Here is a 22561-nt window from a genome sequence, read left to right as displayed (position 1 = left end):
GTGAACCTACCTGAGGAGGTCATACTATGTCAACAGTAGTAGTTGTTGGAACCCAATGGGGTGACGAAGGAAAAGGGAAAATTACGGACTTTTTAGCGGAATCCGCTGAAGTCGTAGCTCGCTATCAAGGCGGTAACAATGCTGGACATACGATTTTGATTGAAGATAAAAAATATAAATTACATTTGATCCCGTCCGGTATTTTTTATGAAAATAAAGAGTGTGTAATCGGGAACGGAATGGTTATCAATCCTGCAGCTCTAATCGAAGAGATTGAATATATTCATGCCAATAATTTCTCTACGGACAACTTGCGTATCAGTGATCGTGCCCACGTGATTATGCCATACCACTTGCTGCTGGACGGACTTGAAGAAGATAGTAAGGGCGACAACAAAATTGGTACAACTCGTAAAGGTATCGGCCCATGTTACATGGATAAAGCTGCGCGTAACGGTATTCGTATCGCTGACTTAATGGATGAAGAAGAATTTGAGAAAAGACTTCGTACTGTCATTGTAGAGAAAAACCGCATTATCGAGACAGTTTATGGTGCAAAAGGATTGGATGCAGATTCCATTCTTGCTGAATACCTAGGCTATGCTGAAACATTGCGTAAATACGTAACAGATACTTCTGTTGTGCTTAACGATGCGATCGATAACGGCAAGCGCGTTCTGTTCGAAGGTGCACAAGGTGTAATGCTTGATATCGACCAAGGTACGTATCCATTTGTTACATCGTCCAACCCAACGGCTGGCGGCGTATGTATCGGTTCTGGTGTAGGTCCAACGAAGATTCACCAAATTATTGGTGTAGCGAAAGCCTACACAACTCGTGTTGGTGATGGTCCGTTCCCAACTGAGCTTAACAATGAAATTGGTCAAACGATTCGCGAAAAAGGTCATGAGTACGGTACAACAACAGGCCGTGCACGTCGTGTAGGTTGGTTCGATTCCGTTGTTGTACGCCATGCGCGCCGCGTAAGTGGAATTACAGGTTTATCGCTGAACTCCATCGACGTTCTTAGCGGTCTAGAGACGGTTAAGATCTGTACGGGTTACCTGTACAAAGGCGAAGTGATTGATCGTTACCCAGCATCATTGAAGCAGTTAGCTGAGTGTGAAGCGGTATATGAAGAATTGCCAGGTTGGAGTGAAGACATTTCGACTGCTCGTTCTTTGGAAGATTTACCGGAAAATGCACGTCACTATGTAGAGCGTGTGTCTCAATTGACAGGCATTCCGATTTCAATCTTCTCGGTTGGTCGTAACCGTGAGCAAACGAACCAAATTCGTCCGATTTACGTGTAATATCCAATAATAAGTATGAAGCCCCGAGTTCATCGGGGCTTTTTTGTTATGTAAATGAAGTAATATCTGATGAAGCGGCTTTAAACTGTGGATTTTCCGTCAATACTGCATAAAGGGAGAAATCCATTTTGCAGAGGTGAAGTTCATGTCAGGATTGAATTGGATGAAATGGGTAGGAAAGATCGTGATCGGTACGGCACTTGTCACTGTACTTACGCTGTCGATTACGTGGTATACAGTAAATATGGTCGTACAGGAGGCTTTGCAGCAATTCAATCTACAAGGAGTCGTTCCAGAGATTAAATTGACGGATGTCGTATCTCGTCTTATTAATGGACCCCAGGGTGGCCAGACATCATCTAATCTTTCTTCCAAAACGAAAAAACCGATTAGCGAAAATGTAAAAGGAAGTACGAATACAGGCGGAACAAGTGAATCACAGGGTCAAGCTCAGATATCGCCCTCACCGTCTCCTGGCAAGTCAGATGATGCCGTTAGTGTATGGTCACAGATCAACGGTGGGCGTGCAAACGGGTCGAGCAATCAATTGAATAGTGGCATGATGATGTCGATCGAGGATTTTACGAAAAAGAAGGATCAAATGTCGAACGAAGATAAGATGAAAATATTCTCGACCATTGTTTCAAGGGTTCCTGAAAATGAAATTCAGCGGTTGTCAACGCTCGTTGAAAATGGCATTACAGCAGATGAAGCCAAGGAAATGGAGACGATTTTGCGAAAATACTTGAAGCCTGCGGAATATACCGAAATAATCACGATCATTACCAAAAAGTAAACTTATGGCTCCGCATCCATTCTACGTATTCTCCCATCCTCCTACAAGATTTCAGTCATTTTGTTGAAACCTTGCGGTAGAGTATGGTAAATTAATAGGTAGGTTTAGTTGCGCGCACTTCATTTTTAACTAAAAAAAGGAGTCGACTGGCGCGAAAAATGGATGAATTAAAGGGAGAAGAGCATGGCAGAATTCAGGGGAAAAGATTGGGCTAAGAAGGCGTGGAGCAAAGTCAGAGATTTGCTACCGGGTGCAGCTCAGTGGAATAGCTTGACTGACAAACTCCATATCGGTAAGCAGTGGACAGCTGTGAAGACAGAAGTTTCCACGAACAAGAAGACGTTACTTCAAAGTGGTGGCATCATTGCAGCAGCTGCACTAATGGTAGTAGCGGGGCATTATTATGTAGAAGCGAACACAACAGAAGTATACCGGGTCAATGTAGCAGGAGAAAACGTAGGAATTCTCAGCCAACCACACGTATATGATGACTATAAGAAGACAAGAGAAGAACAGTTAGCTGTGCAAAATCCGAAGGTCGTTATGGAGCTTCCTAAGGATGCACTAGAGCTGACACCGGAGTATACATTTAAACCAAAGCTGAATGATCAAGCTGTACTAGCCATACTCGATCAGAAGATTGAACCTCAAGCTACTGGGGTCCAAATGAAGATCGATGGCAGAGCAGTTGGTTATGTAAAAGATGTGAACACAGCGAATCATGTCCTCAATCAGATGAAAGAATCGTTTACAGAAAAGCCAGCTGCGCCTGTTCAAGCATTATCCGCAGATAAGAAGAATGTACCGACGCCTGAAGATGTCGTTGTTGACCGCGTTGAATTCGTGGAATCCATTGATCTAGAGAAGGTTCCTGTACAACCACAAGATGTTATTGATCCAGAAGAGATGCTAAAGCGTCTTAAAGAAGGTCAGGAGCATCCAACCTTATCTGTGCGTGTCGAAGAGACGGTCGTATCCAATCAAGAGGTTGCCTATGAGACGGAATACATAAAAGACGCTTCTATGCGTGCAGGTGAGACAGAGACCATTAAAAAAGGCAAGCCAGGCATGAAGAAGCAAACGTATCATGTCACCATGGTCAATGGCGTTGTGGTGGAAGAGAAGTTACTTGATGAAGTCGTTACGCAAGAGCCTGTAAATACCGTTATTAAACGTGGTACCAAAGTTATCGTCGGTGAAGGTACGGGTAAATTTGCATGGCCGATCTCCGGTCCTTCCATTTCAAGTACGTTCGGCATGCGTTGGGGTAAATTGCATAAAGGTCTTGATATGACGGGTAACCGTACGATTATGGCTGCTGACCATGGTGTCGTCGAGCAAGCGGGTTTCCATCACGATTATGGTAATTATGTCATTATTAATCATAAAAATGGTTACAAAACGGTGTATATGCATATGAGTCAAATTACAACAAAATCCGGTGCTGTTGTGCAAAAGGGCGATAAAATCGGTGTTATGGGGGCCACAGGTCAGGCATTTGGCGTTCATTTGCATTTTGAAATCCACCAGAATGGAACACCAGTAAATCCAATGAAATATTTGAATCGCTAGGATAGCGGTATACAGGAGAGAGATCAGGCTGATGGATGAGGCCTTGTCTCTCTTTTCTTATGAAATTATGTTAAAATAGGCACATAATGATGACGAACAGGCGGTGATGATCGGTGCAGGGAAAAGTGCTTGTTGTGGATGATGAACAACCGATTGCAGAAATTATTAAATTTAATTTGGAAAAAGAAGGATACGAAGTCATCTGTGCTTTTGATGGTGGTAGTGCGGTTGAGCTTGCATTCTCCGAGCAGCCTGATTTGATCCTGCTGGATTGGATGCTGCCAGTTAAAGATGGAATGGACGTTTGTCGGGAAATCCGTGCGAAGATGCATACACCCATTATTATGTTGACGGCTAAAGATTCTGAGATCGATAAGGTGCTAGGACTTGAAATGGGCGCTGATGACTATGTGACGAAACCATTCGGTACGCGTGAGCTGCTTGCAAGGGTAAAAGCACAGCTGCGTCGTCAGGCAAAATTAGATCAAACTGTAAATGAAACATCTGAACCTAGTCAAGGCATCAGACTGCATGGGATCTTTATCGATACGGATACGTATGTCGTGTTTAAGGATGAGCAGCCACTGGATTTAACTCATCGTGAGTTTGAGTTGATTCATTATTTGGCGCGCAATGCAGGCAAAGTCATGACGCGTGAGCATCTGTTGCAAGCGGTGTGGGGCTATGAATATTTTGGTGACGTGCGGACAGTGGATGTGACGATTCGCCGGTTACGTGAGAAATTAGAGACAGATCCAAGTAAACCGGAGTTAATCGTAACTAGACGAGGTCTTGGCTACATGATGCGCGGTACGAAGTCCGGAGGGTTCTAAGAGTGGCAAGTATCGTACGCTTTTTCCGTTCCATTCAAGCGAAAATTATTATTATTTATGTCATGCTGATTCTCATTGCGATGCAATTGATCGGTGTGTATTTTATCAATACATTAGAAAATTATTTTAAGAACGACCTGGTCAATACGAACAAGACGCAGGCGCATTTGCTTGCGCAGTTCGTAGGTGATTATATGGGCTCCAATCCACAAGATCCGAAGAAGCTGTATTCCGACCTCAATGATGTCGTGAGCAGCTTATTCGTGCTTTCTAATACCGAAATTCAGATTATTGATGAACGAGGCGTTGTCATATCGGCATCAGCTACCCCACAAGAATCTCCGATTAATAGGAAAAACACATCTCCAGAAGTGACTCGTACCCTGCAAGGAATCAAGGTAAATGAGCGGATTTTCATCGATACGAATGGGAAACGAAAAATGATCATCACCCAGCCGATTGGCACAGGGGTGCGTCCGATTGGTGTTGTATACATTGTAGCTTCGATGCAGGAAATGTATAACACGATGAATACGATCAATCGAATTCTCATTACAGGAACGGTGCTTGCACTTGGACTTACCGCATTGCTTGGCATTATCCTGTCCAGTACAATCACCAAGCCGATTAAAGAGATTACCAAAGGGGCTACGGCGATTGCTGAGGGGGACTTTACGGAGCAAGTAAAGGTGTATGGTAAAGACGAAATCTCGCAGCTTGGGCATACGTTTAACTTTATGATGAATTCACTGAAGGATGCCCTCGCAATGAATGAAGAGGAGCGGGAGAAGCTTTCGTCTGTCTTGACGAATATGAATGACGGGGTCATTGCAGCTGATGGGCATGGGCAGGTTATCGTAATGAATCGCCGTGCGCAGGAGATTCTAGGATTGTCGGAAGAATCAAGCTCAGTCATGAATATTGCGGTTGCCTTAGGTATCCCGATTGATCAGATTAAGGAACAATCGGTTAGTAAAAATCAAGAGATGATGCTGGAGATTGATCATGAAGATGAGGAACCGCTAACGCTTCGTGTAACGTTCACCCCAATCTTAAGACGTGGGGATGAAACAGGGACGATTGCAGTGTTGCAGGATGTAACCGTTCAGGAGAAGCTGGAGCAGGCAAGAAAGGATTTTGTCGCGAATGTGTCCCATGAACTAAGAACCCCGCTTACGACAATTAAGAGCTATCTAGAGGCGTTAAATGACGGGGCGATGGAAGACCCTGCACTTGCGCAGCGCTTCTTAGGGGTAACTCGTAATGAAACAGAGCGGATGATTAGGCTTGTGACTGATCTTTTGCATTTATCACGCCTTGATTCCAAGCAGGCGGTACTTGTAAAAGAACAAGTACAAGTCAGCGAGATGCTGGACGAGCTGGTCGATCGCTTTTCTTTTCAACTCAGACAACGTCATATTCGGATTACGGCTAATATCGATTCCAATCTTGGAGTGGTGGAGATTGATCGGGATAAAATCGACCAAGTACTGGATAACCTCGTATCCAATTCGATTAAATACACAGGTGATGAAGGTGTGATTACTGTATCTGCGCATAGGATTGATGAGGATTGGATGGGCGTCTCGATTATGGATACGGGGATTGGGATTCCGAAGAAGGATTTATCTCGGATTTTTGAGCGTTTTTACCGTGTTGATAAGGCACGTTCTCGTAATATGGGCGGTACAGGGCTTGGTCTATCCATTGCCCGGGAAATTGTCAGAGCACATGGCGGGTCCATTATGCTGGAGTCGGAACTTAATCATGGAACAAAGGTAACGTTCACGCTTCCACTTCGACCAAAGGCAGGTGAAGGCAAATGAAGCTGGATCGAATGAAAACGGTCGTATTGCTCCTGCTCATTGTGGGGTCGCTGTTCCAAACCTACATGTTAACTTACAGTTCTCCTCAATACGAGCGAATTGCGCAAGGCAATGATTATATCAAGCCGGAGACGTTCGGTGATCAGATGGAACTGGATGATTTGCTGTTTCCCGACTATATGGTGTTCCATGCAGGCAATAGCACACACACGCTGCTGTATCCGAACATGGGCTACTTTGGGACGATTCTAGAGAGTGTGAAGCAGCGTTCTTTTGGTGGATTTACGCGGGTAAACACATTTGCCCTAAACGTAGACTGGGTTGATATTCGTAATAAACGCAAGGGCATTGAACTCCATTTTCGCGGGGGAATCCCTATGCAGGTGCTTCAGACCATGTTCAAAATCAAAGGGGACTTGTCCCTGACTGACGAGATGATCACGAGCATTTGGATTTTTACAACGGAGAATGGGGAAGAAGTGAAGACTTTCTTTTTCACAGATACAAAGTCCATTGCTTATGAATTGAGTGGTGCGGACTTTACGGCGAAGGATGTTGAGAAATTCCTATCGTGGGGTGGGAATGCTGACCCTTATTATACGCCCAATGGGGATTACTACTTACCGACAAAGCCAATTACGATGGGCTCGTATCGGTTTAATACGACAGTTATTTCGGATGATCAGCTAAAACGTGTGTTGTTCGTTGATCCGGGCAGTGTGCGTCCGTTTAAGGAGCGGGATGGATCACAGATTTATACGGATGGAAAAAGAGGACTACAGCTCAGCCAAGGCAAGCATTGGCTTAAATATACAGACCCAATTGCAGCCCTGGAAAGTAAGAATGAAGTACTGGAAAATTTACAAGCCAGCATTAAGTTTATTAATCAACATTTGGGCTGGAATGGAGCTTATGGACTTACCAAAACACCGCATCGGCCTGGAAACAATTTAACGAATACGCCGAGGGCGGGGCAATTCGAGTTCCGTCAATATTTTGACTCGTATCCAATTGTTCAGCCGAATAATGAAGGATATGGGCTTATGCGCCTTATTACGGAAAAAGGAATTGTGACCAGTTATGAGCGCTCACTGTTAATTCAGGATAAAGATAAGAAGAACATGGTACGAACGGAGGCACAGCTCATGGGTGGAGAACAGCTTGAGAACACAATTAAATCCAACCCTAAGCGTTACAACATTGTGTCGGTGTACCCAGCTTACCGGGCAACGGAGACAGATACGATGGTTACATTAAAGCCTGTATGGGCAATTGAATATCGCGATGGAACGATTGAACTGATTGATTAAAGGAGGTTGCGTATGGATTGGGGCCGGGCAAAAACGATTCTTATCTTCTCATTCGTGATTCTGAATATGATTCTCGGCTACCAGCTATGGGCACGGGAACTTAAACAAACCGATCTGGTAATCGATACAGCCGAACAAATTGAAGAAACCAATCGATTATTGGCAAGCAAAAATATTACTTTAGCTGTAGATATGCCCAAAGAAGTACCAAAATTAAAGGAACTTACATTAAAGTACAATGATGAGAATATGAAAACGGGCGAGATCAAGAAGCTGAAAACACCTGTAGAAGTCAGTGCCTTTATGAACAAACTGATGACACGCGAACAAGCCATGAAGATGGAAATCCCTTGGATGGAGAAGTATCAATACGATCCAGTCGTCAGCAAGGATAATCTCTATATTATGAATCAGATGTTCGAGCAATTACCTTTGTTCGATGTGCGTCTGGAGCTGTATGAGGAAAATGGGGAGATTACAAGCTATCGCCAATCCTATGTTGAGGCCGAGGCCGATGCGGGACAGAAGTCACAAAAAGTATTCCCAGCCTATATTGCGATTCGCAGTCTGATTGAAAATTATTTGACCGAGGGGACAACGATTGTCGATATTAGGCTCGGTTATCATGGTCCTCCGTTTGATTCGCAAACGAGGTATATGGTGCCTTACTGGCGAGTGGCGACGAATCGGACACCGGTATACTACATTCCTGCACTTACGGGTGGCGGTGTTGAGGTGTCCCATGAGGAATGGAAAAAAGCCAAAGAATAGGCAATATGAAATTTAGAAGTTCTCGTATATAATTATGAATACAAAGTAACAGACACGAACAGTCAGAGGAGCAGGGGCGATGGGATTACGTTTTACGGTGCTCGCGAGTGGGTCAACCGGCAATGCAATGGTCGTGGCCACTGAAGAGACGAAGGTGCTCGTGGACGCCGGACTAAGTGCGAAAAAATTAGAGAGTTTAATGAATGAGCAGGGTGTGACGGGCAGTGAATTAGATGCCATTTATGTCACGCATGAGCATTCTGACCATATTAAAGGCTTGGGGGCGCTAGCGCGTAAGCACAAGCTGCCGATTTATGCCAATGAGAAGACATGGGAAGCCTTAAATCGCCAAATCGGCGAAATTGCAGAAGAAAACCGCAAAGTGATGGATACGGGAACGATGGTGGATCTCGGTGATCTAAAGGTCGAATCGTACGGCATTTCGCATGACGCTGCTGAGCCGGTTGGATATTGCTTCTATCAAGGGGAAAAGAAGCTGAGTCTAGCAACGGATCTCGGTTATATGAGCTCTAAGGTGAAAGATAAGCTTGTGGATTCGGATGCAATCGTACTGGAAACCAATCATGATGTCGAGCTGCTGCGGATGGGACATTACCCATGGAATATTAAGCGCCGTATCTTAGGTGATATGGGGCATCTATCCAATGAAGCGGCGGCGGATGGACTATGTGATGTGCTGTCAGGCCAGACGAAAGCCGTCTACATGGCGCATTTAAGTCGGGATCACAATATGCTCGATCTCGCACGGCTTACCGTTACGGATGTGGCAAAAGATCGTGGCGTATCCTTACAGGAGCGCAATGTGCGGTTAATGGATACGTACTTTGACCGATCTACACCGTGGGAGACGTTGGAGGATTAATGGGTGTGAACGCGGCGTCTAAATTGCTCATCATTATATGGAGTTCTTCTCTAGTAAAACAATTTTTAGTAATGAGCAGTTCGACGAGCGCAGAGAGCATGAGTCCATTGTGGTAATTTTCTTCCTTCAAATCGGCAAGTTTGCCGATGAGGTTTACTTCAAACATGGGCGATTGTCTAGCATCCATCGTGATCAGGTCTCCTTTTTAATGATCTACTCTTATTGTAGGTATGGATGGTATAAAATATTCCGCTATTCTATGAAAAAAATGATAGAGAAGTAACATCCCGTAGGAGAGGAGCCGCGAGACCATGAGCTTTTTTGACAAAGATGATTTCTATTCATCCAGACCTGCAAGACAAAATAGACGCCGTCAAAGCATGCAGGAACAGCAATTTGCGAGTCGCAAATTTAGCAAAGGCTCTGAGCGCAGCTTGAGGGGATCCATTGGAAAGTTGTTGGGATCGCAAGGACGTGTCATGGTCGCATCAGCGGTTGGTGGCGCCCTGATTATGCTGTTACTCGTGGTGCTGATCTTGAACATTGGCAGCTCAGGAGCGAGTAAGTCCGCGGCTGCAATCGCAGGGATAAATACCGCGGCTGGTGATGACAGGGTTGTGAAAGTCACGGCAGCAGTGAAGCCTTCGATTGTCTCGGTTATTTCCTCTAGGCCCGATGAGAAGGGCAGTGAGCAAAGTCTCGGGTTGGGGTCGGGTGTTATTTTTCAAAAGAGTGGCGGAAAAGTACTGGTTGTGACGAATAACCATGTAGTGGAGAATGGAACCGCGTATGAGGTCATGCTCTACACGGGGGAGAAGAAGAAAGCGAAGCTGATCGGAAAGGATCGGATTACAGACTTGGCTGTGCTGGAAACGGATGATGCTGGCGTGAACGTGGTCGCGGAGTTCGGTGATTCGAGCAAGCTGAATATGGGTGAGACGGTTATTACGCTGGGTAATCCACTTGGACTTGGTGTGGCACCTTCTGTGACGAAGGGGATTATTTCGGAGCCGCGTCGGACCATTCCGGTATCGCTTACGGGGGATAATGAGATTGATTGGGAGATGGAGATGATCCAGACGGATGCAGCTATCAACCAAGGCAACAGCGGCGGGGCGCTCGTCAATATGGACGGGAAAGTCATTGGCATTAACACGATGAAAATTGCGAATCTTAATGTAGACAATATGGGATTCGCCATTCCAATCTCGGATGCGATCCCGGTTATACAAAGTCTGATTCAGTATAAAATGGTAAAGCGCCCGATGATCGGGGTGACGATGCAGAATTTGCAATCTTTTAAAGGGACAGAGGTATTGAAACTGCCCGAGAAGGTGAAGCAAGGCATTATCGTCATTGAAGCGTCTGGACCTGCAAAGGAAGCGGGATTAACGTCGCAAGATGTGATTACGGCGCTAGATGGAAAGCCGATGAGCAGTACACTCGACTTACGGAAGTATTTATATCGAGACAAAAAGGTCGGCGATACGATTACGGTTACCTTTTACCGTGGAGACAAGGAAAAAAGCGTGAAATTGAAGCTTGCGGTGACTGAGGCGAAGTAGTTGGATGGATAGGAAAGGCTAACTAAGAGGTTAAATAGAGAGATCACAGATGAGTAAGTGAGGGACACTTTATGCATATTGTATGTAAGGACCATTTGGAAATCGCGATTGATATGTTTGTGGATGAATATGAGGATGCACCGGATATTATCGATTTGCAGAAGGTACAATTCAAGGATTGGCAGCCGCCGGCGCACTGCGAACGATGCGCGGAGGGTGAAGCACGGTTCCTTGTGGTGTAAGAGATATTAGGAATAAATGCAAACAAATGCATGTTAATATTGGTTGGAAAATGAGGGAGAGACGGAGGTTGATGTTTCTCCTTTTTGTATGGGATTTAGCGTGTATATAGGTGATAAAAAGATGAATGTGGATGCAGAGAATGGAGTGGGGCTGCTATGAATATACAGGTTATTACGGTAGGGAAGTTGAAGGAAAAGTATCTCGTGAGTGGGATAGCGGAGTATGCGAAGCGCCTTGGCGCGTACGCGAAAGTGCAGTTTGTGGAGGTGCCCGATGAGAAGGCACCTGAGAATATGAGCGATGCGGAGGCGGAAGCCGTGAAGCAGCGCGAAGGTACGCGGATCCTATCGTCGATCCGCGATGGGGTGTACGTCGTGGCGCTTGCCATCGACGGGGAGATGTGGACGAGTGAGCAGCTGGCTGCGCGAGTGGATGAGCTCGCCACCTATGGGCGCAGCCAGGTGGCGTTCGTCATCGGCGGCAGCCTCGGGCTCAGCCCAGAGGTGCTTCGCCGCGCTGACATGCGGCTGAGCTTCGGCCGCATGACCTTGCCCCACCAGCTGATGAAGCTGGTGCTGGTTGAGCAGATTTATCGGGCGTTTCGGATAAACCGGGGGGAGCCTTATCACAAGTAACGGCAAGTTTTTATTGTACAACATCCGATTGTAGTTGATTGCAAACAGTGTTACTCTAACAACGGTAAACTTATAATCTATGCTCTTCAATACATCCAATAATAGTCACCATTTTAGTTATAAGAAAGGTAATACTATGATAAAAGTTGAAAACTTATCCTTCTCATTTCCGCAAAAAGAACTATATACAAACATTTCATTTACGCTCGAAGAGGCACAACATTGCGCTTTTATAGGAACAAGTGGCAGTGGGAAAAGTACATTGATAGATATACTGATGGATCCAGAAAGATATTTGTTCGAGGGCAAGTTAGAGATAGACCCAACCTGCAGAATTGGGTATGTAAGTCAGTTCTCTCAACTAGACAGAACGAATGAAACAACTGTTTTTGAATATATCGGAGATGAATTTATTAAGTTACAAAATGAAATACAATCTATTTGTACTGAAATGGAAACATCATCGGATATTGAGCCGTTACTCGAAAAGTATCAATTAGCTTTAGACGCACTTGATTCAATGGGTGGGGAAGATTTTGAAAGCAACATTAATAAGAAACTAAATCTAGCAAACCTCATGAAGCTAAAAGATCTTAGGGTATCCGACCTAAGTGGTGGGGAATTCAAACTCATTCAAGTGATGAAGGAAATGCTTAGTAGTCCAGACTTAATGATTATGGACGAACCCGATGTATTTTTAGACTTTGAAAACCTAAATGCGCTTAAAAATCTTATTAATGCTCACAAAGGCATACTGCTAGTTGTTACGCACAACCGATATCTATTGAATCATTGCTTTAACAAAATTTTGCACCTTGAAAACATGGAGATCCAAGAGTTTGATGGGCGATATATAGATTATAATTTCTCATTACTTCAGACTAAAGTGGAGTTGCAAGAAATCGCAGTCGCTGAACAAGAAGAAATTGAGAGATACGATAACATTATTGATAATCTTAGAGTTATCGCAACTATTAATTCAGAAGCCTCTAGAGGTAGAGTGTTAAAAGCCAGAGTTAGGTTTCAAGAGAGATTGGAAGCGCGTAGAATTAAAGCGCCATTCGTTGATATTAAGCAGCCGACTATCCGTTTCGGTATGGATAATGAAATGGAAGACACGACTGTTATAAAAGTCAATAATTATCGAGTAGCCTTTGATGAGTTGCTTTTAGACCATGTTAACTTTGAGATAAAATCTACGGATAAAGTAGCCATTATTGGTTCAAACGGTACCGGGAAAACGACTTTACTCCGAGATATTTTTAAAAATAATCAGGATTCAATTGAAATAAATGCAGATGTTAAAGTGGCTTATTTATCTCAGAATCAAGGCGAAGTGCTAAATGATTTTAATACAATACTAGAAGAATTCATCGATGCTGGGTTTAAAACGTATGATGAGATTAGATCGTATATTTCAAACTATGGCTTTGAAGGAGAAATCCTTAATCAAAAGATACAATCTTTATCTGGTGGAGAAAAAAATATGCTTCAATTGGCTAAAGTTTCTGCTAGTAAAGCAAACGTGTTGCTTCTTGACGAGCCGACAAGCCATTTAGACACCTACACACAAATAGCACTGGAGAAAGCCATTGAAGACTATAAAGGTGCGATTCTCATGATTTCTCATGATTTCTACTCGGTTGTAAATGGTATGGATTATGTGTTAATCATTGATAATAAGACGATTAGAAAAATGAGTATGCGTAAATTTAGACAGATGATTTATGCTAGTCATTTTGATAAAGACTATTTAGAAACGGAACAGAATAAAAAAGCGCTTGAAATGAAAATAGAATTGGCTTTAAAAGATACAAATTTTGAACTTGCAAAAGTATTAGTTGAGGAACTAGAAGAGCTGATTAAGTTGCTTTAAATTACAACCCTCTGATTGAAATGAAGATCCCACAGGAATTAGAAGAGAAGTTTAATTAATAAATTTTTAAAGAAGATGTACTAAGAAAATTCCATGAATTAGGCTCATAAGCAAGTAAATTGGGACATCCATTGGATGTCCCAATATTTTTGCGGTAAACCCGTTACGGTGAACCATACCATAAGTGACGGCGAAAATAGGGAGTGTGTGGACACTCCCTTTGAGCTAACATTGTCTGTTATCAAATGTCTACTTCACATTAATCCAATAAGGCGAACGAACAAAATGCTTATTTTCGGAGTGAGGCATTATATCGGTGAGTGTATACAAACCAGGTAATGCTTGCTGTTAATAATGCCGACGAAATCAAAGCTGTAAGAACACTATATGTTTGCCAAATAAGTATCGCTGACCAATCTAATGCACAGCACATTATACACAGGGCAATCGTAGCAATCAGCAAAATAGCTGTTACGATTATTCGCTTCTTCGTCATTGGCTGCCGCTCATTCGTTTTCCTTCTGCGTAATCCTAAGAGAAAGAACAGAACGGCCAATAAGCAAAGAATAATTGTGGTAGACGATAAAATGATGTCCAAAAGCTGTGTGCCGCTTATTTCATATGACTGCGTTAGATTGCCGTCTAATATATCTTTAACTTTCAGCACCATGTTTCTATTGATATTTGCGCCGTTGGTCAGCAAGCTGACGGCTGTTCGTTCATTTGGCAGTATGGCCACTTCGGTTCCGAAATTGGGATTGCCCCCTGGGTGCTCTATAATCGTTTGGTTGGCGTTTACCGACCAGCCCGCCGCATAATACATTTCGTTGACAGCCGGAACAGACATATCACCCTGATGTGATTTTTCGATAACCGTATGGAATATTTCGGGTATGTCCTGCACAATACCCATCTGTATGCCCATCCAACGCGCCATATCTTTTGTACAAGAAATGATGTAGCCTGCGGGTTTATTCCCGGAATAATCCGGCGCGTTATATGGAGTTGTCATAAAAAAGGAAGAACGGTAGCCCTGTGCCAACTGTCCGGTGGCTTGAGCATCTTCTTTATAAACATACGTCTGGTGAAGACCTAACGGCTGAAATACCTGTTCCCTCATAAAGTCTTCATAGCTTTGTCCCGACACAATCTCAATAACCAGACCTAATACGTCATAATTAACAGTTCCGTAATTATGCTGCTCACCAGGATAGAACGACAATTCAGAATCTACGAGCATTTCTACGGTTTTTTGCAACATATCCGGCGTATTGCCTTGTGGAATGTTTTGATTGTGAGGGCCATTTGTTAAGCCGCTGGTATGGTGAAGAAAGTTATTGAGTGTAAGGCTTTGCATATCAACAGGTTTCCCTTGATACTTTAACGTAAACCAAGGTAAATATTTTTGGACAGTGTCAGTCATTGACAGCAGCCCTTGCTCTTCCAACAGCAGAATACCCATGCCGGTAAAAGCTTTACTGACCGAGGCCAACTCATATAGTGTATTTTCACTTGCAAACAACTCCTTTTCACGGTCTGCATACCCGGAAGAAAAGTAGAACACTTCATCATCAGCAAGTATTGAGATTGACATTCCTGGCACACCGGATATATGACGGGCATCATCCAGCAACGCTTGTATTGCCGCAGATTGCGTATTTGACAACGCATAACTTGGTGTTGCGAATCCTGAGAATAATATAAGTATCGTTAATATAAAAACAATAGTCTTTTTCATAAACTCTCCATTTCGAAAAAATTATGCGAGGATAATATAAACAACCCGTAGTACGCCTTATCCGCCTAAAGTGTAATAAGGTATACATTATTAAGCTTATCATTGTAAAATCTTATTAACACAAAATCCCCCATCATTCTGAGAGCGAATTAACACTAAATTTGTCGGACTTACAGTTCCCTCAAGTACGGTGAAGATCATCGCAAGTATTTTTACCTTAGCTATGTTACATTCAGTATATCAATTAATTCAAAAGATGAAAATTGAGCGCCGCGGCAAAAAAGATTTCGCCGTTAAACCCGTTAAGGTGAACCGTACCACAAGTAACGGCGAAATTATGGGATAATTCGATGTAAATCGAAAAAAAGCAGCGCCGATTCGAACTTTAAGAAAAGTTTAAGTTGGACGCTGCTAATTTGTTTCATGATTCGATGAAGGTCAAACTGACCATGAACCTTGCATTCTGCGGATGAAGATGATTTGACCGGTATGGTAGATGTCGTGGAGAACAAGATTCGATACCGATTGGTCAATCGTGACCCCATCTAAATCGCTCAGCAAATCTTGATCGCTCAATGCTGAAAGCTTCTCACGAATGCTTGTGTGTATATGTTTCAATTTTTCAACTGTTTCCTGCCACTCTTCCTCTCTAATCACACGGGTGCCCGCATCAAAACTTGTGTCTGTTGATGGAGCTTCTGTCGAACCTGTCAGGCTAGACAGCAACTGTGACTTGTAGAATAAGATGTGGTTGACCAATTCCTTGATCGTATTCATCTCTTTCCCATCCATTCTCCAGCATGCCTGTACAGCTGTTAACCCTTGCAGTGCGCGTTCAAGAGGGGGAAACCAGCCGCTTTCCTTGTCAAAGCAGGCATCCCATGTACTTACTAGTTTCTCTGTTGTCGTCATTTGAATTCCCTCCATTTTTAAATTTAAAAAAGACAGACTGTGTAATGCACCGGAATATAAACGGTACTGATCTGTACCTTTTCGATGATCATACAGCTATTTGAAAATTTTGTCAAATTCACAATCGCGGTATATTACTGTAAAAATTGACAATTCTCAGTGTAGTGGCTATTATTAAAAGGGACTGTTTTGTACCTTTTAATATCAAATTTGTTCATTATTCAATTAATTAATTGAGGGGTGATTTCATGCCAAGAGCGACAGCGAAAAATCGAATTCTTCAAGTGGCATCGGATTTGTTTTACAGAGAGGGTATCCGGGCCGTCGGAATTGACCGTATTATACTGGAATCGGGCGTTGTCAAATCGAGCTTCTATCGGAATTTTGCATCTAAAGACGATTTGGTTGCGGCTTATTTGGAATATCACGAAGATCTGAATGCGAAAGATTTGGAGGAAGTGCAGCTTCAACATCCGAATTCAAGCGCAATGCAGTTGCATGCTCTCATTGAGCGATTTGTAGAGAAGATGAAAACACCCGGATATCGTGGTTGTCCCTTTGTAAATACAACAGTCGAATTTCCCGACTCCTCCCATCAGAATCATATAAGGGCGGTCAAAGGTACGGAAGAAAACTGGAACCGCATCGCAAGATTAGCAGAAGAGGCTGGTGCTGCTCGTCCATTTGAAATGGCAGAATTATTACGTATGTTATGTAATGGGGCTATTATGCTTTCTTACATGAAAAAGTCCGATTTTAACCCCGATATATTCTCAAGAGCGGCTCATACGCTCGTTGATTCCCACTTGTTCAGTTGGACTGTAACAAGAAAGGATGATTAAATTGCGATATCTCTTCGATATTAACCCATACAGCCATTGTGTACGTGAATTATGCAGCAACGATCCTTTGCTGGACAAGCTGATAAATCGGATCGGAAACATCTGCATACCAAATCAGCAGGATGGATTCAACTATCTGGCAAGATCGTTAATCGGCCAACAGCTTTCGGTCAAAGCCGCAGAGACAATCTTCCGCAGAGTTGAACAGATATGCGGGACGATAACGCCAGATACCATCCTAGCCGCAACGGAGGAGAGTCTGCGTTCTGCGGGATTATCTAAGAACAAGCTCGCCTATATCCGGAACACCGCCGAATGTGTGAAAGAAGGCTCTCTCGATTTTCATGCGTTTCAAAACATGGACGACGAGGAAGTCATTCGTTTATTGGTCTCAATAAAGGGTATTGGTCGGTGGACCGCAGAGATGTTTCTCATTTTCTATTTAGGAAGACAGGATGTCTTGTCTTTTGGGGACAGTGGACTTAACCGTGCTGCGGAATGGCTTTATTCATCCGAAGAGAACGACAGCAAATCTCAATTGAAACGTAAACATGTCGAATGGAAGCCTTATTCTACTATCGTATCCCTATACCTCTGGGAGGCAGTCAATATCGGTTTGGTTCAAACGGAATTGTTTACGAACGATTAATGATCAGAAACCGAAGTCAGATCAAGCCTGTTGATTAACCACTACGGTCATTATGGTACAAGTTATAAGCATCAGAACCCTTTCTTGGTTGACTAATTTTTCCTAATATGATATTTTATTTTTGAACTGACCAGTCAGATTAACTTTAATGCGAATTATGCTTGTGAAAGGTAGATACCCTTGAGTAAAGAAAAAATCATTCCCGCAGCAATCGAAGTATTCTCTGAAAATGGATACCATCGTGCGAGCATGGACGAAATCGCCATGCGGGCGCAGGTCGCCAAAGGTACGCTCTACTATAATTTCCCTTCGAAATCCCAACTGTTCAAAACGGTGGTCAAAGCCGGCTTTGAGGACATTATTCGGCGGACAGTGGCCGATCTAACTGCTCCTCTTTCGCTTGAAGAAATGATTTTGCGGGTTATACGCCTTCATTTGGATTTGTTCCTGGAATCCCACCATTTTGCCCATATCGTGTTCAATGAGATTTCAAACGGAATCGAGCAGGATGTTCTGGATGAATTGAAACAGCTGAGACGCGAGCATTTAAACTTCCTGGCGAAAATCCTGGAGGAAGGCAAATGTGACGAAAATCTGCTTCGTGATGTCGATTCCAATTTGGCCGCAGCCAGCATTGTCGGCACAATGGAGAGCACCTGCAATTATTATCTGAGCCACCAGGATGAGTATTCCCGCCAGGACTTAGAGCACTTTATCTTCACAATCATTACTAAAGGCCTGTTTACATCGATCGAGTAGCAAGGCCTTTTTTATAAATGAATTAAACTGACTGGTCAGTTTAAAAATTACAAATGAAAGTGACGGTGTATAACATGGAATGTGACCATTCCGTAGAGCTTGAGCGCCAAAACAGCTCGATGATGTTTGCGCTGAAAGAATTGCCTATTATTCTAAAGGCTCAATACTGAAATTAGCTCTTGATTGTACGAGGTGACTACTACGGTTACGGATCGGGTTGAGCCATTTAAAAATCCTGTTAACAGTTAATTTTAAGGAGGTTGTAAAAGACATGAAGTCTGCCGTTTCCCCAAGGTCATTGTCCGGATTCTTTGCTCTTGTTTTTGCTTTCGCTTTCCCTTTTTGGGTGATTGGCGCCATGACGGGAAGCATGAAAGGACTGCCGATGAATCTCCCGACGAGTGCCTTTATGTTTGTTTGTCCCGCCATCACCGCAGCCATTCTTGTCTATAAGCAAGATCGGACGGAAGGCGTAAAGCGGCTGCTGGCTAGAGTACTCGATTACAAAAGAATTAAACATAAGAGCTGGTATATCCCTATTATTTTTATCATGCCGTTAATCGGTCTACTCTCATATGCAATTCTATGTATGCTAGGACTCCAACTATCGGGGGCTCAAACTCAATGGCTGGCGCTCCCGTTCCTCTTTATTTTGTTTTTTATCTCCGCCGCGTTTGAGGAACTCGGGTGGATGGGTTATGCGATTGAGCCGATGCAGGAGCGGTGGGGTGCGCTTGGGGCAGGCCTGATGTTGGGCTGCGTGTGGGGAATATGGCATGTTATTCCGTTGATCGAGGCCCATCATTCTCCGGCATGGATTATAGCCTGGTTCCTTGGCGCCGTTACTGCAAGGGTCATTATCGTCTGGGTGTATAACAACACGGGAAAAAGCATCTTTGCAGCCATCATCATCCACGCGATGTTGAATGTCATTGATTCTTATTTACCAAACTATGATGCGAGTTATGTCCCCGGCATAACTGGGGTTTTAACAACCCTTGCGGCGATAATCGTTACATTTCTGTGGGGTCCACGAACACTGGGTCGGTTCAGATACGCGTAACAACGGAGTATCATCCCTTTCATAATTGGGAAAATCCCCTATTCAAAGCTTAGTGCTTGACATGATGCGAGGTGGCCGCTACGGTTACGGATCGTTCTTAGCCATCGGCCCTGACTTGGTTGAAGTCAGGGCTTGCTTCGTTTGAGTCTGATATTAGTTTTAAAGATGGCGTATACGATTTTTTGGTGAATTCGCTGTTAGCCCCGTTATGGTGAACCGTACCACAAGTGACGGCAAGTTTTTTTGGTGGAGATCGGGCGGTTTCCTTGTAGGGCATGGCTTTTTGCAGTTGCATCCCAGTTCCTCCCTTCGGATTTTGACTTGCGGGTTGTTCGTTGGGAAGGCTGCACCCGTACCACAACTCACGCGAATGTAGCTTTTTTAGTGTCAAAAGTGTCCATGTTACTCGTAGTCGGCCAGTCCGAGATAGTGCAGCGAGATGTTATTAAAGCAAGAGAATGTATAGCTAATTTATATTGAGGCTTCTTTTAAAGGAAGCCTTTTTTCTATTGTTTTGCACTAACACCTACTATTAGCATCACGTCCTAGTACGAAATAGTACTTTTAGTGCTTTTAATTTAAGGGAAATGTTGTAAAATGAGATTATAACCAATTATGGGAGGCTCATACATGGAAACTATACCAACGCGCAGGAAGCCAGATTTTTATCGTCGTCGCAATACCCCTACGTATTCATTTATGGCTTGGGCGTCATTTATCCTGGCTTGTGGGTTTGAATTCGTAGGCATTTACACGCTCAATCAACCACTATCTGTACAGGGCTACTACGCAGTTACCGGAGTTCTTCTAATTATTACATCTTTCCTCTTGCAGAAGGTAGCTAGAGATAATGACGAGGATAGGTTCTTAAAGGAACAAACTCCTAACTACAGATATAGAAATACATCGGCCTTCTCCTTTATGGCTTGGGGTGGTTTTGTTCTCGCGATCTTGGCTCAATACATCGGATTGTATACGTTAGAAGAACCTTTTTATGTGAAAGGTTACTATGCGATTGCTGGCGCGTTTCTCATTGTTTCCTGCCTAGTATTGCAAAAGACGATTCGCGATAACGAAGAAGATGCTGTGTACCTTAACCCGACGGAAGAATAAAGAGTCATGCATCTTTAATAGAGCCGTCCTTCCTTCTTTATGAAGTAAGGGCGTTTTTTGACGGCCACCAACGATACGCTTTCTTTCAAAGAATCTATGGATGCAGACAAGAATTGACGATTTATAGCAAATGGGGAGACTGGTTTGGCTGGTTGACTTTAGTAGGTGCTTTAATAGCGGCTTTCTTTACATTGATAAAAAGAAAAAGCCGACACAAATAATATCAAAGCATATGACTTACGTGATTTCGCCGATAGCCCCGTTAAGCTGAACCGTATCATAAATGACGGATAAATTTTTGGACGAAAAGTGCGTAGAGGCGTAGCGATTGCGGAGATGATCCTATAAGATCATCTCCGCAAGACGATGAATCCCCTGCTCAATCGATGCTTCATCTACTTTTGCAAACCCCAACACCCATCCCTTTCTTTTGCTTTCCAAGCAATAGGCTCCAAGAGGGTACACACGTATTCCCTGTTGTAGGGCTAACTTTGTTACGTTTTCTTCGTCGTATGACTCTTCAGCTTCAAGTAACATATGCAATCCCGTTTCTACTCCACTTAGTCTGAAACGCTCCCCTAAACCGCTATTCATAATTGCCTTTGTCATGGCTTCATGTCTTCGTCGGTATACATTTCTGACTCTTCTCATATGGCGCATAAAATGCCCATTCTTGATGAAGTGGGTTAGTGTTAACTGATCCATAATCGGAAGATGACGGTAAGTCAGCTCCTGTACCTTGGCTAGTTGAGCAATTGCCCGGGCAGCTCCAACGATAGCCGAAATACGAATGCCTGGAGCAATCATTTTAGAAAAACTCATGAGGTACAAGGTATTATTAGGTTCCTGGCTAAACAGCGTTGGAAGCGGCTCCCCGCGATATCGAAACTCACTATCATAATCGTCCTCTATGATCCAAAATTGTTCTTCAGCAGCCTTATGTAGCAATTGTTGCCTACGTGGCTCCGACATAACGACCCCGACCGCGCACTGGTGTGAAGGGGTCACAAAGATCAGTTTGGATTGTGGGTGAATGCGCTCAACCACAAGACCATACTCATCAACGGGAACGGGCACCACATTCATACGCTGATATTTCATCGCCATCGAGGCAGCTGGAAAACCGGGATCTTCTACAGAGACAGTGTCCCCATCAGATAAAAGCGATTGTGCGATTAAGTCAATACTATGCTGAGCTCCTGAGGTCAACAGAATCTGATTTGTTTGGATATGGATGCCTCGTTCAAGTGATAAATAACGCTGAATTTGCTCACGCAATGGTGTGTAACCATAGGGATTACCGTAAGCCCAGCTTGATAGATCCATTGCAGTGGATGCCTGGAGAAGCGATTGCCGCCAGTTCTTTTGAAATTTTCCATCCAAATAGGGTTCATGGGGACTAAAATCAATGTCCACTTCTTGCTGTTCTTTGCCTCTGAACCAATCATGTAATCGATCGACAGCTGAATCCAACAAAGGAAGTGAGGGGGGGATGGGACCATCTGCTTTCACTTCCTTTGGTGACTCAGTGACAGGGTTCCATTTACTAACTCGCGTTCCTCCTCGGCCAGATGTAACCGTATAGCCTCGACTTAGCAGTTCCTCATAGACAATTTGTATAGTTGAGCGAGAGACACCTACCATGTGAGCAAGCTCGCGGGAAGGAATCAGCAATTCTCCTGGTGCCCAGATTCCGCTAGTAATATTATGAATCGCTTGATCAAGCAATTGCTGCCAGATCGGTCTCTTATCATTATGAATTACTTTCATCATTGTACGCACCTCCAAATAGAAGCTCCAACCATAATTTATTAAGTATGGATTGCTCATAAACGTGATTTTTGGATATTTTGACACAATCC

22 protein-coding genes and 1 pseudogene are annotated in these 22561 nt (G+C 43.6%); 18 read left to right on the top strand and 5 right to left on the bottom strand.

The features are described 5' to 3' along the window. Nucleotides 1-26: 26 nt before the first annotated feature. The 8 genes from ACSBOP_RS21365 (at nt 27) to ACSBOP_RS21330 (ending at nt 9304) form a co-directional block, all read left to right on the top strand. Nucleotides 27-1313, top strand: coding sequence for an adenylosuccinate synthase (locus ACSBOP_RS21365; protein WP_442602488.1), 1287 nt, complete (start codon nt 27-29; stop codon nt 1311-1313). A gap of 145 nt (nt 1314-1458) precedes the next feature. Continuing rightward, nucleotides 1459-2109, top strand: coding sequence for a hypothetical protein (locus ACSBOP_RS21360; RefSeq protein WP_442602487.1), 651 nt, complete (start codon nt 1459-1461; stop codon nt 2107-2109). Between the two features lie 183 nt (nt 2110-2292). Further along, nucleotides 2293-3681, top strand: a complete 1389-nt coding sequence (locus ACSBOP_RS21355) for a peptidoglycan DD-metalloendopeptidase family protein (RefSeq protein ID WP_442602486.1) — start codon at nt 2293-2295, stop codon at nt 3679-3681. Nucleotides 3682-3794: 113 nt separating this feature from the next. Then, nucleotides 3795-4514: a response regulator YycF gene (gene yycF / locus ACSBOP_RS21350; protein WP_442602485.1), complete on the top strand. Its 720-nt coding sequence runs from the start codon at nt 3795-3797 to the stop codon at nt 4512-4514. 62 nt (nt 4515-4576) lie between these two features. Beyond that, a complete protein-coding gene (locus tag ACSBOP_RS21345) occupies nt 4577-6340 on the top strand; it encodes an ATP-binding protein (protein ID WP_442604556.1) in 1764 nt (587 codons plus the stop codon). Next, nucleotides 6337-7650, top strand: a complete 1314-nt coding sequence (locus ACSBOP_RS21340; RefSeq protein ID WP_442602484.1) for a YycH family regulatory protein — start codon at nt 6337-6339, stop codon at nt 7648-7650. The genes ACSBOP_RS21345 and ACSBOP_RS21340 overlap by 4 nt, the downstream gene beginning before the upstream one ends. Before the next feature lie 12 nt (nt 7651-7662). Next, on the top strand, nt 7663-8421 hold the full coding sequence (gene yycI / locus ACSBOP_RS21335; protein ID WP_442602483.1) for a two-component system regulatory protein YycI: 759 nt from the start codon (nt 7663-7665) through the stop codon (nt 8419-8421). A gap of 79 nt (nt 8422-8500) precedes the next feature. Then, nucleotides 8501-9304 (top strand): MBL fold metallo-hydrolase, encoded by an 804-nt coding sequence (locus ACSBOP_RS21330; protein ID WP_442602482.1) that lies wholly within the window; start codon nt 8501-8503, stop codon nt 9302-9304. On the opposite strand, the gene ACSBOP_RS21325 is transcribed toward ACSBOP_RS21330, so the two are convergent. Next, nucleotides 9276-9491 (bottom strand): hypothetical protein, encoded by a 216-nt coding sequence (locus ACSBOP_RS21325; protein ID WP_442602481.1) that lies wholly within the window; start codon nt 9489-9491, stop codon nt 9276-9278. The genes ACSBOP_RS21330 and ACSBOP_RS21325 overlap by 29 nt on opposite strands. Nucleotides 9492-9615: 124 nt before the next feature. Here ACSBOP_RS21325 and ACSBOP_RS21320 point away from each other — a divergent pair, with 124 nt between their 5' ends. From ACSBOP_RS21320 to ACSBOP_RS21305, 4 genes are all read left to right on the top strand, one after another. Continuing rightward, on the top strand, nt 9616-10869 hold the full coding sequence (locus ACSBOP_RS21320; protein WP_442602480.1) for a S1C family serine protease: 1254 nt from the start codon (nt 9616-9618) through the stop codon (nt 10867-10869). Nucleotides 10870-10940: 71 nt separating this feature from the next. Then, the gene (locus tag ACSBOP_RS21315; protein ID WP_442602479.1) at nt 10941-11111 is read left to right on the top strand and encodes a CxxH/CxxC protein; all 171 of its coding nucleotides are present in this window, start codon (nt 10941-10943) and stop codon (nt 11109-11111) included. 156 nt (nt 11112-11267) lie between these two features. Continuing rightward, nucleotides 11268-11747 carry a 23S rRNA (pseudouridine(1915)-N(3))-methyltransferase RlmH gene (rlmH, locus tag ACSBOP_RS21310; protein WP_442602478.1) on the top strand — a complete coding sequence of 160 codons (480 nt, stop codon included), beginning with the start codon at nt 11268-11270 and terminating at the stop codon, nt 11745-11747. A 136-nt stretch (nt 11748-11883) separates the two neighbouring features. Continuing rightward, entirely contained in the window at nt 11884-13623 is a 1740-nt protein-coding gene (locus ACSBOP_RS21305) for an ABC-F family ATP-binding cassette domain-containing protein (RefSeq protein ID WP_442602477.1), read from the top strand. 289 nt (nt 13624-13912) lie between these two features. Here the strand turns inward: ACSBOP_RS21305 and ACSBOP_RS21300 are convergent, their stop codons facing one another. After that, nucleotides 13913-15361: a serine hydrolase domain-containing protein gene (locus ACSBOP_RS21300; RefSeq protein WP_442602476.1), complete on the bottom strand. Its 1449-nt coding sequence runs from the start codon at nt 15359-15361 to the stop codon at nt 13913-13915. A 438-nt stretch (nt 15362-15799) separates the two neighbouring features. Beyond that, nucleotides 15800-16273: a DinB family protein gene (locus ACSBOP_RS21295; RefSeq protein ID WP_442602475.1), complete on the bottom strand. Its 474-nt coding sequence runs from the start codon at nt 16271-16273 to the stop codon at nt 15800-15802. 248 nt (nt 16274-16521) lie between these two features. Between ACSBOP_RS21295 and ACSBOP_RS21290 the strand changes: the two genes are divergently transcribed. The 4 genes from ACSBOP_RS21290 to ACSBOP_RS21275 all read left to right on the top strand — a co-directional run bounded on the left by ACSBOP_RS21290 (nt 16522) and on the right by ACSBOP_RS21275 (nt 19586). Further along, nucleotides 16522-17115 (top strand): TetR/AcrR family transcriptional regulator, encoded by a 594-nt coding sequence (locus ACSBOP_RS21290; RefSeq protein WP_442602474.1) that lies wholly within the window; start codon nt 16522-16524, stop codon nt 17113-17115. A 1-nt stretch (nt 17116) separates the two neighbouring features. Next, the gene (locus tag ACSBOP_RS21285) at nt 17117-17764 is read left to right on the top strand and encodes a DNA-3-methyladenine glycosylase family protein (protein ID WP_442602473.1); all 648 of its coding nucleotides are present in this window, start codon (nt 17117-17119) and stop codon (nt 17762-17764) included. Nucleotides 17765-17944: 180 nt separating this feature from the next. Next, on the top strand, nt 17945-18523 hold the full coding sequence (locus ACSBOP_RS21280) for a TetR/AcrR family transcriptional regulator (RefSeq protein WP_442602472.1): 579 nt from the start codon (nt 17945-17947) through the stop codon (nt 18521-18523). Nucleotides 18524-18794: 271 nt separating this feature from the next. Next, nucleotides 18795-19586 carry a CPBP family intramembrane glutamic endopeptidase gene (locus ACSBOP_RS21275; RefSeq protein ID WP_442602471.1) on the top strand — a complete coding sequence of 264 codons (792 nt, stop codon included), beginning with the start codon at nt 18795-18797 and terminating at the stop codon, nt 19584-19586. 97 nt (nt 19587-19683) lie between these two features. On the opposite strand, the gene ACSBOP_RS21270 is transcribed toward ACSBOP_RS21275, so the two are convergent. Next, entirely contained in the window at nt 19684-19881 is a 198-nt protein-coding gene (locus tag ACSBOP_RS21270; protein WP_442602470.1) for a hypothetical protein, read from the bottom strand. Between the two features lie 320 nt (nt 19882-20201). Between ACSBOP_RS21270 and ACSBOP_RS21265 the strand changes: the two are divergent. Then, nucleotides 20202-20375: pseudogene (locus tag ACSBOP_RS21265) on the top strand (hypothetical protein); the annotation flags it as partial. 132 nt (nt 20376-20507) lie between these two features. Continuing rightward, nucleotides 20508-20699 carry a YiaA/YiaB family inner membrane protein gene (locus ACSBOP_RS21260; RefSeq protein ID WP_442604555.1) on the top strand — a complete coding sequence of 64 codons (192 nt, stop codon included), beginning with the start codon at nt 20508-20510 and terminating at the stop codon, nt 20697-20699. A gap of 342 nt (nt 20700-21041) precedes the next feature. Here the strand turns inward: ACSBOP_RS21260 and pdxR are convergent, their stop codons facing one another. Further along, a complete protein-coding gene (pdxR, locus tag ACSBOP_RS21255; RefSeq protein WP_442602469.1) occupies nt 21042-22472 on the bottom strand; it encodes a MocR-like pyridoxine biosynthesis transcription factor PdxR in 1431 nt (476 codons plus the stop codon). Nucleotides 22473-22561 lie beyond the last annotated feature (89 nt).

The organism is Paenibacillus sp. KN14-4R, assembly GCF_052180255.1.
In the GTDB taxonomy this organism is placed as follows: Bacteria; Bacillota; Bacilli; order Paenibacillales; family NBRC-103111; genus Paenibacillus_AM.
The sequence above is the reverse complement of the archived record's forward strand: the minus strand, read 5'-3'. Positions and strand labels throughout refer to the sequence as shown.

Coding starts and splice junctions, on each gene's coding strand:
- ACSBOP_RS21365 (WP_442602488.1), top strand. CDS start 27: ATGTCAACAGTAGTAGTTGTTGGAACCCAATGGGGTGACGAAGGAAAA.
- ACSBOP_RS21360 (WP_442602487.1), top strand. CDS start 1,459: ATGTCAGGATTGAATTGGATGAAATGGGTAGGAAAGATCGTGATCGGT.
- ACSBOP_RS21355 (WP_442602486.1), top strand. CDS start 2,293: ATGGCAGAATTCAGGGGAAAAGATTGGGCTAAGAAGGCGTGGAGCAAA.
- ACSBOP_RS21345 (WP_442604556.1), top strand. CDS start 4,577: ATGCTGATTCTCATTGCGATGCAATTGATCGGTGTGTATTTTATCAAT.
- ACSBOP_RS21340 (WP_442602484.1), top strand. CDS start 6,337: ATGAAGCTGGATCGAATGAAAACGGTCGTATTGCTCCTGCTCATTGTG.
- yycI (WP_442602483.1), top strand. CDS start 7,663: ATGGATTGGGGCCGGGCAAAAACGATTCTTATCTTCTCATTCGTGATT.
- ACSBOP_RS21330 (WP_442602482.1), top strand. CDS start 8,501: ATGGGATTACGTTTTACGGTGCTCGCGAGTGGGTCAACCGGCAATGCA.
- ACSBOP_RS21325 (WP_442602481.1), bottom strand. CDS start 9,491: ATGGATGCTAGACAATCGCCCATGTTTGAAGTAAACCTCATCGGCAAA.
- ACSBOP_RS21320 (WP_442602480.1), top strand. CDS start 9,616: ATGAGCTTTTTTGACAAAGATGATTTCTATTCATCCAGACCTGCAAGA.
- ACSBOP_RS21315 (WP_442602479.1), top strand. CDS start 10,941: ATGCATATTGTATGTAAGGACCATTTGGAAATCGCGATTGATATGTTT.
- rlmH (WP_442602478.1), top strand. CDS start 11,268: ATGAATATACAGGTTATTACGGTAGGGAAGTTGAAGGAAAAGTATCTC.
- ACSBOP_RS21305 (WP_442602477.1), top strand. CDS start 11,884: ATGATAAAAGTTGAAAACTTATCCTTCTCATTTCCGCAAAAAGAACTA.
- ACSBOP_RS21300 (WP_442602476.1), bottom strand. CDS start 15,361: ATGAAAAAGACTATTGTTTTTATATTAACGATACTTATATTATTCTCA.
- ACSBOP_RS21295 (WP_442602475.1), bottom strand. CDS start 16,273: ATGACGACAACAGAGAAACTAGTAAGTACATGGGATGCCTGCTTTGAC.
- ACSBOP_RS21290 (WP_442602474.1), top strand. CDS start 16,522: ATGCCAAGAGCGACAGCGAAAAATCGAATTCTTCAAGTGGCATCGGAT.
- ACSBOP_RS21275 (WP_442602471.1), top strand. CDS start 18,795: ATGAAGTCTGCCGTTTCCCCAAGGTCATTGTCCGGATTCTTTGCTCTT.
- ACSBOP_RS21270 (WP_442602470.1), bottom strand. CDS start 19,881: ATGCAACTGCAAAAAGCCATGCCCTACAAGGAAACCGCCCGATCTCCA.
- ACSBOP_RS21260 (WP_442604555.1), top strand. CDS start 20,508: ATGGCTTGGGGTGGTTTTGTTCTCGCGATCTTGGCTCAATACATCGGA.
- pdxR (WP_442602469.1), bottom strand. CDS start 22,472: ATGATGAAAGTAATTCATAATGATAAGAGACCGATCTGGCAGCAATTG.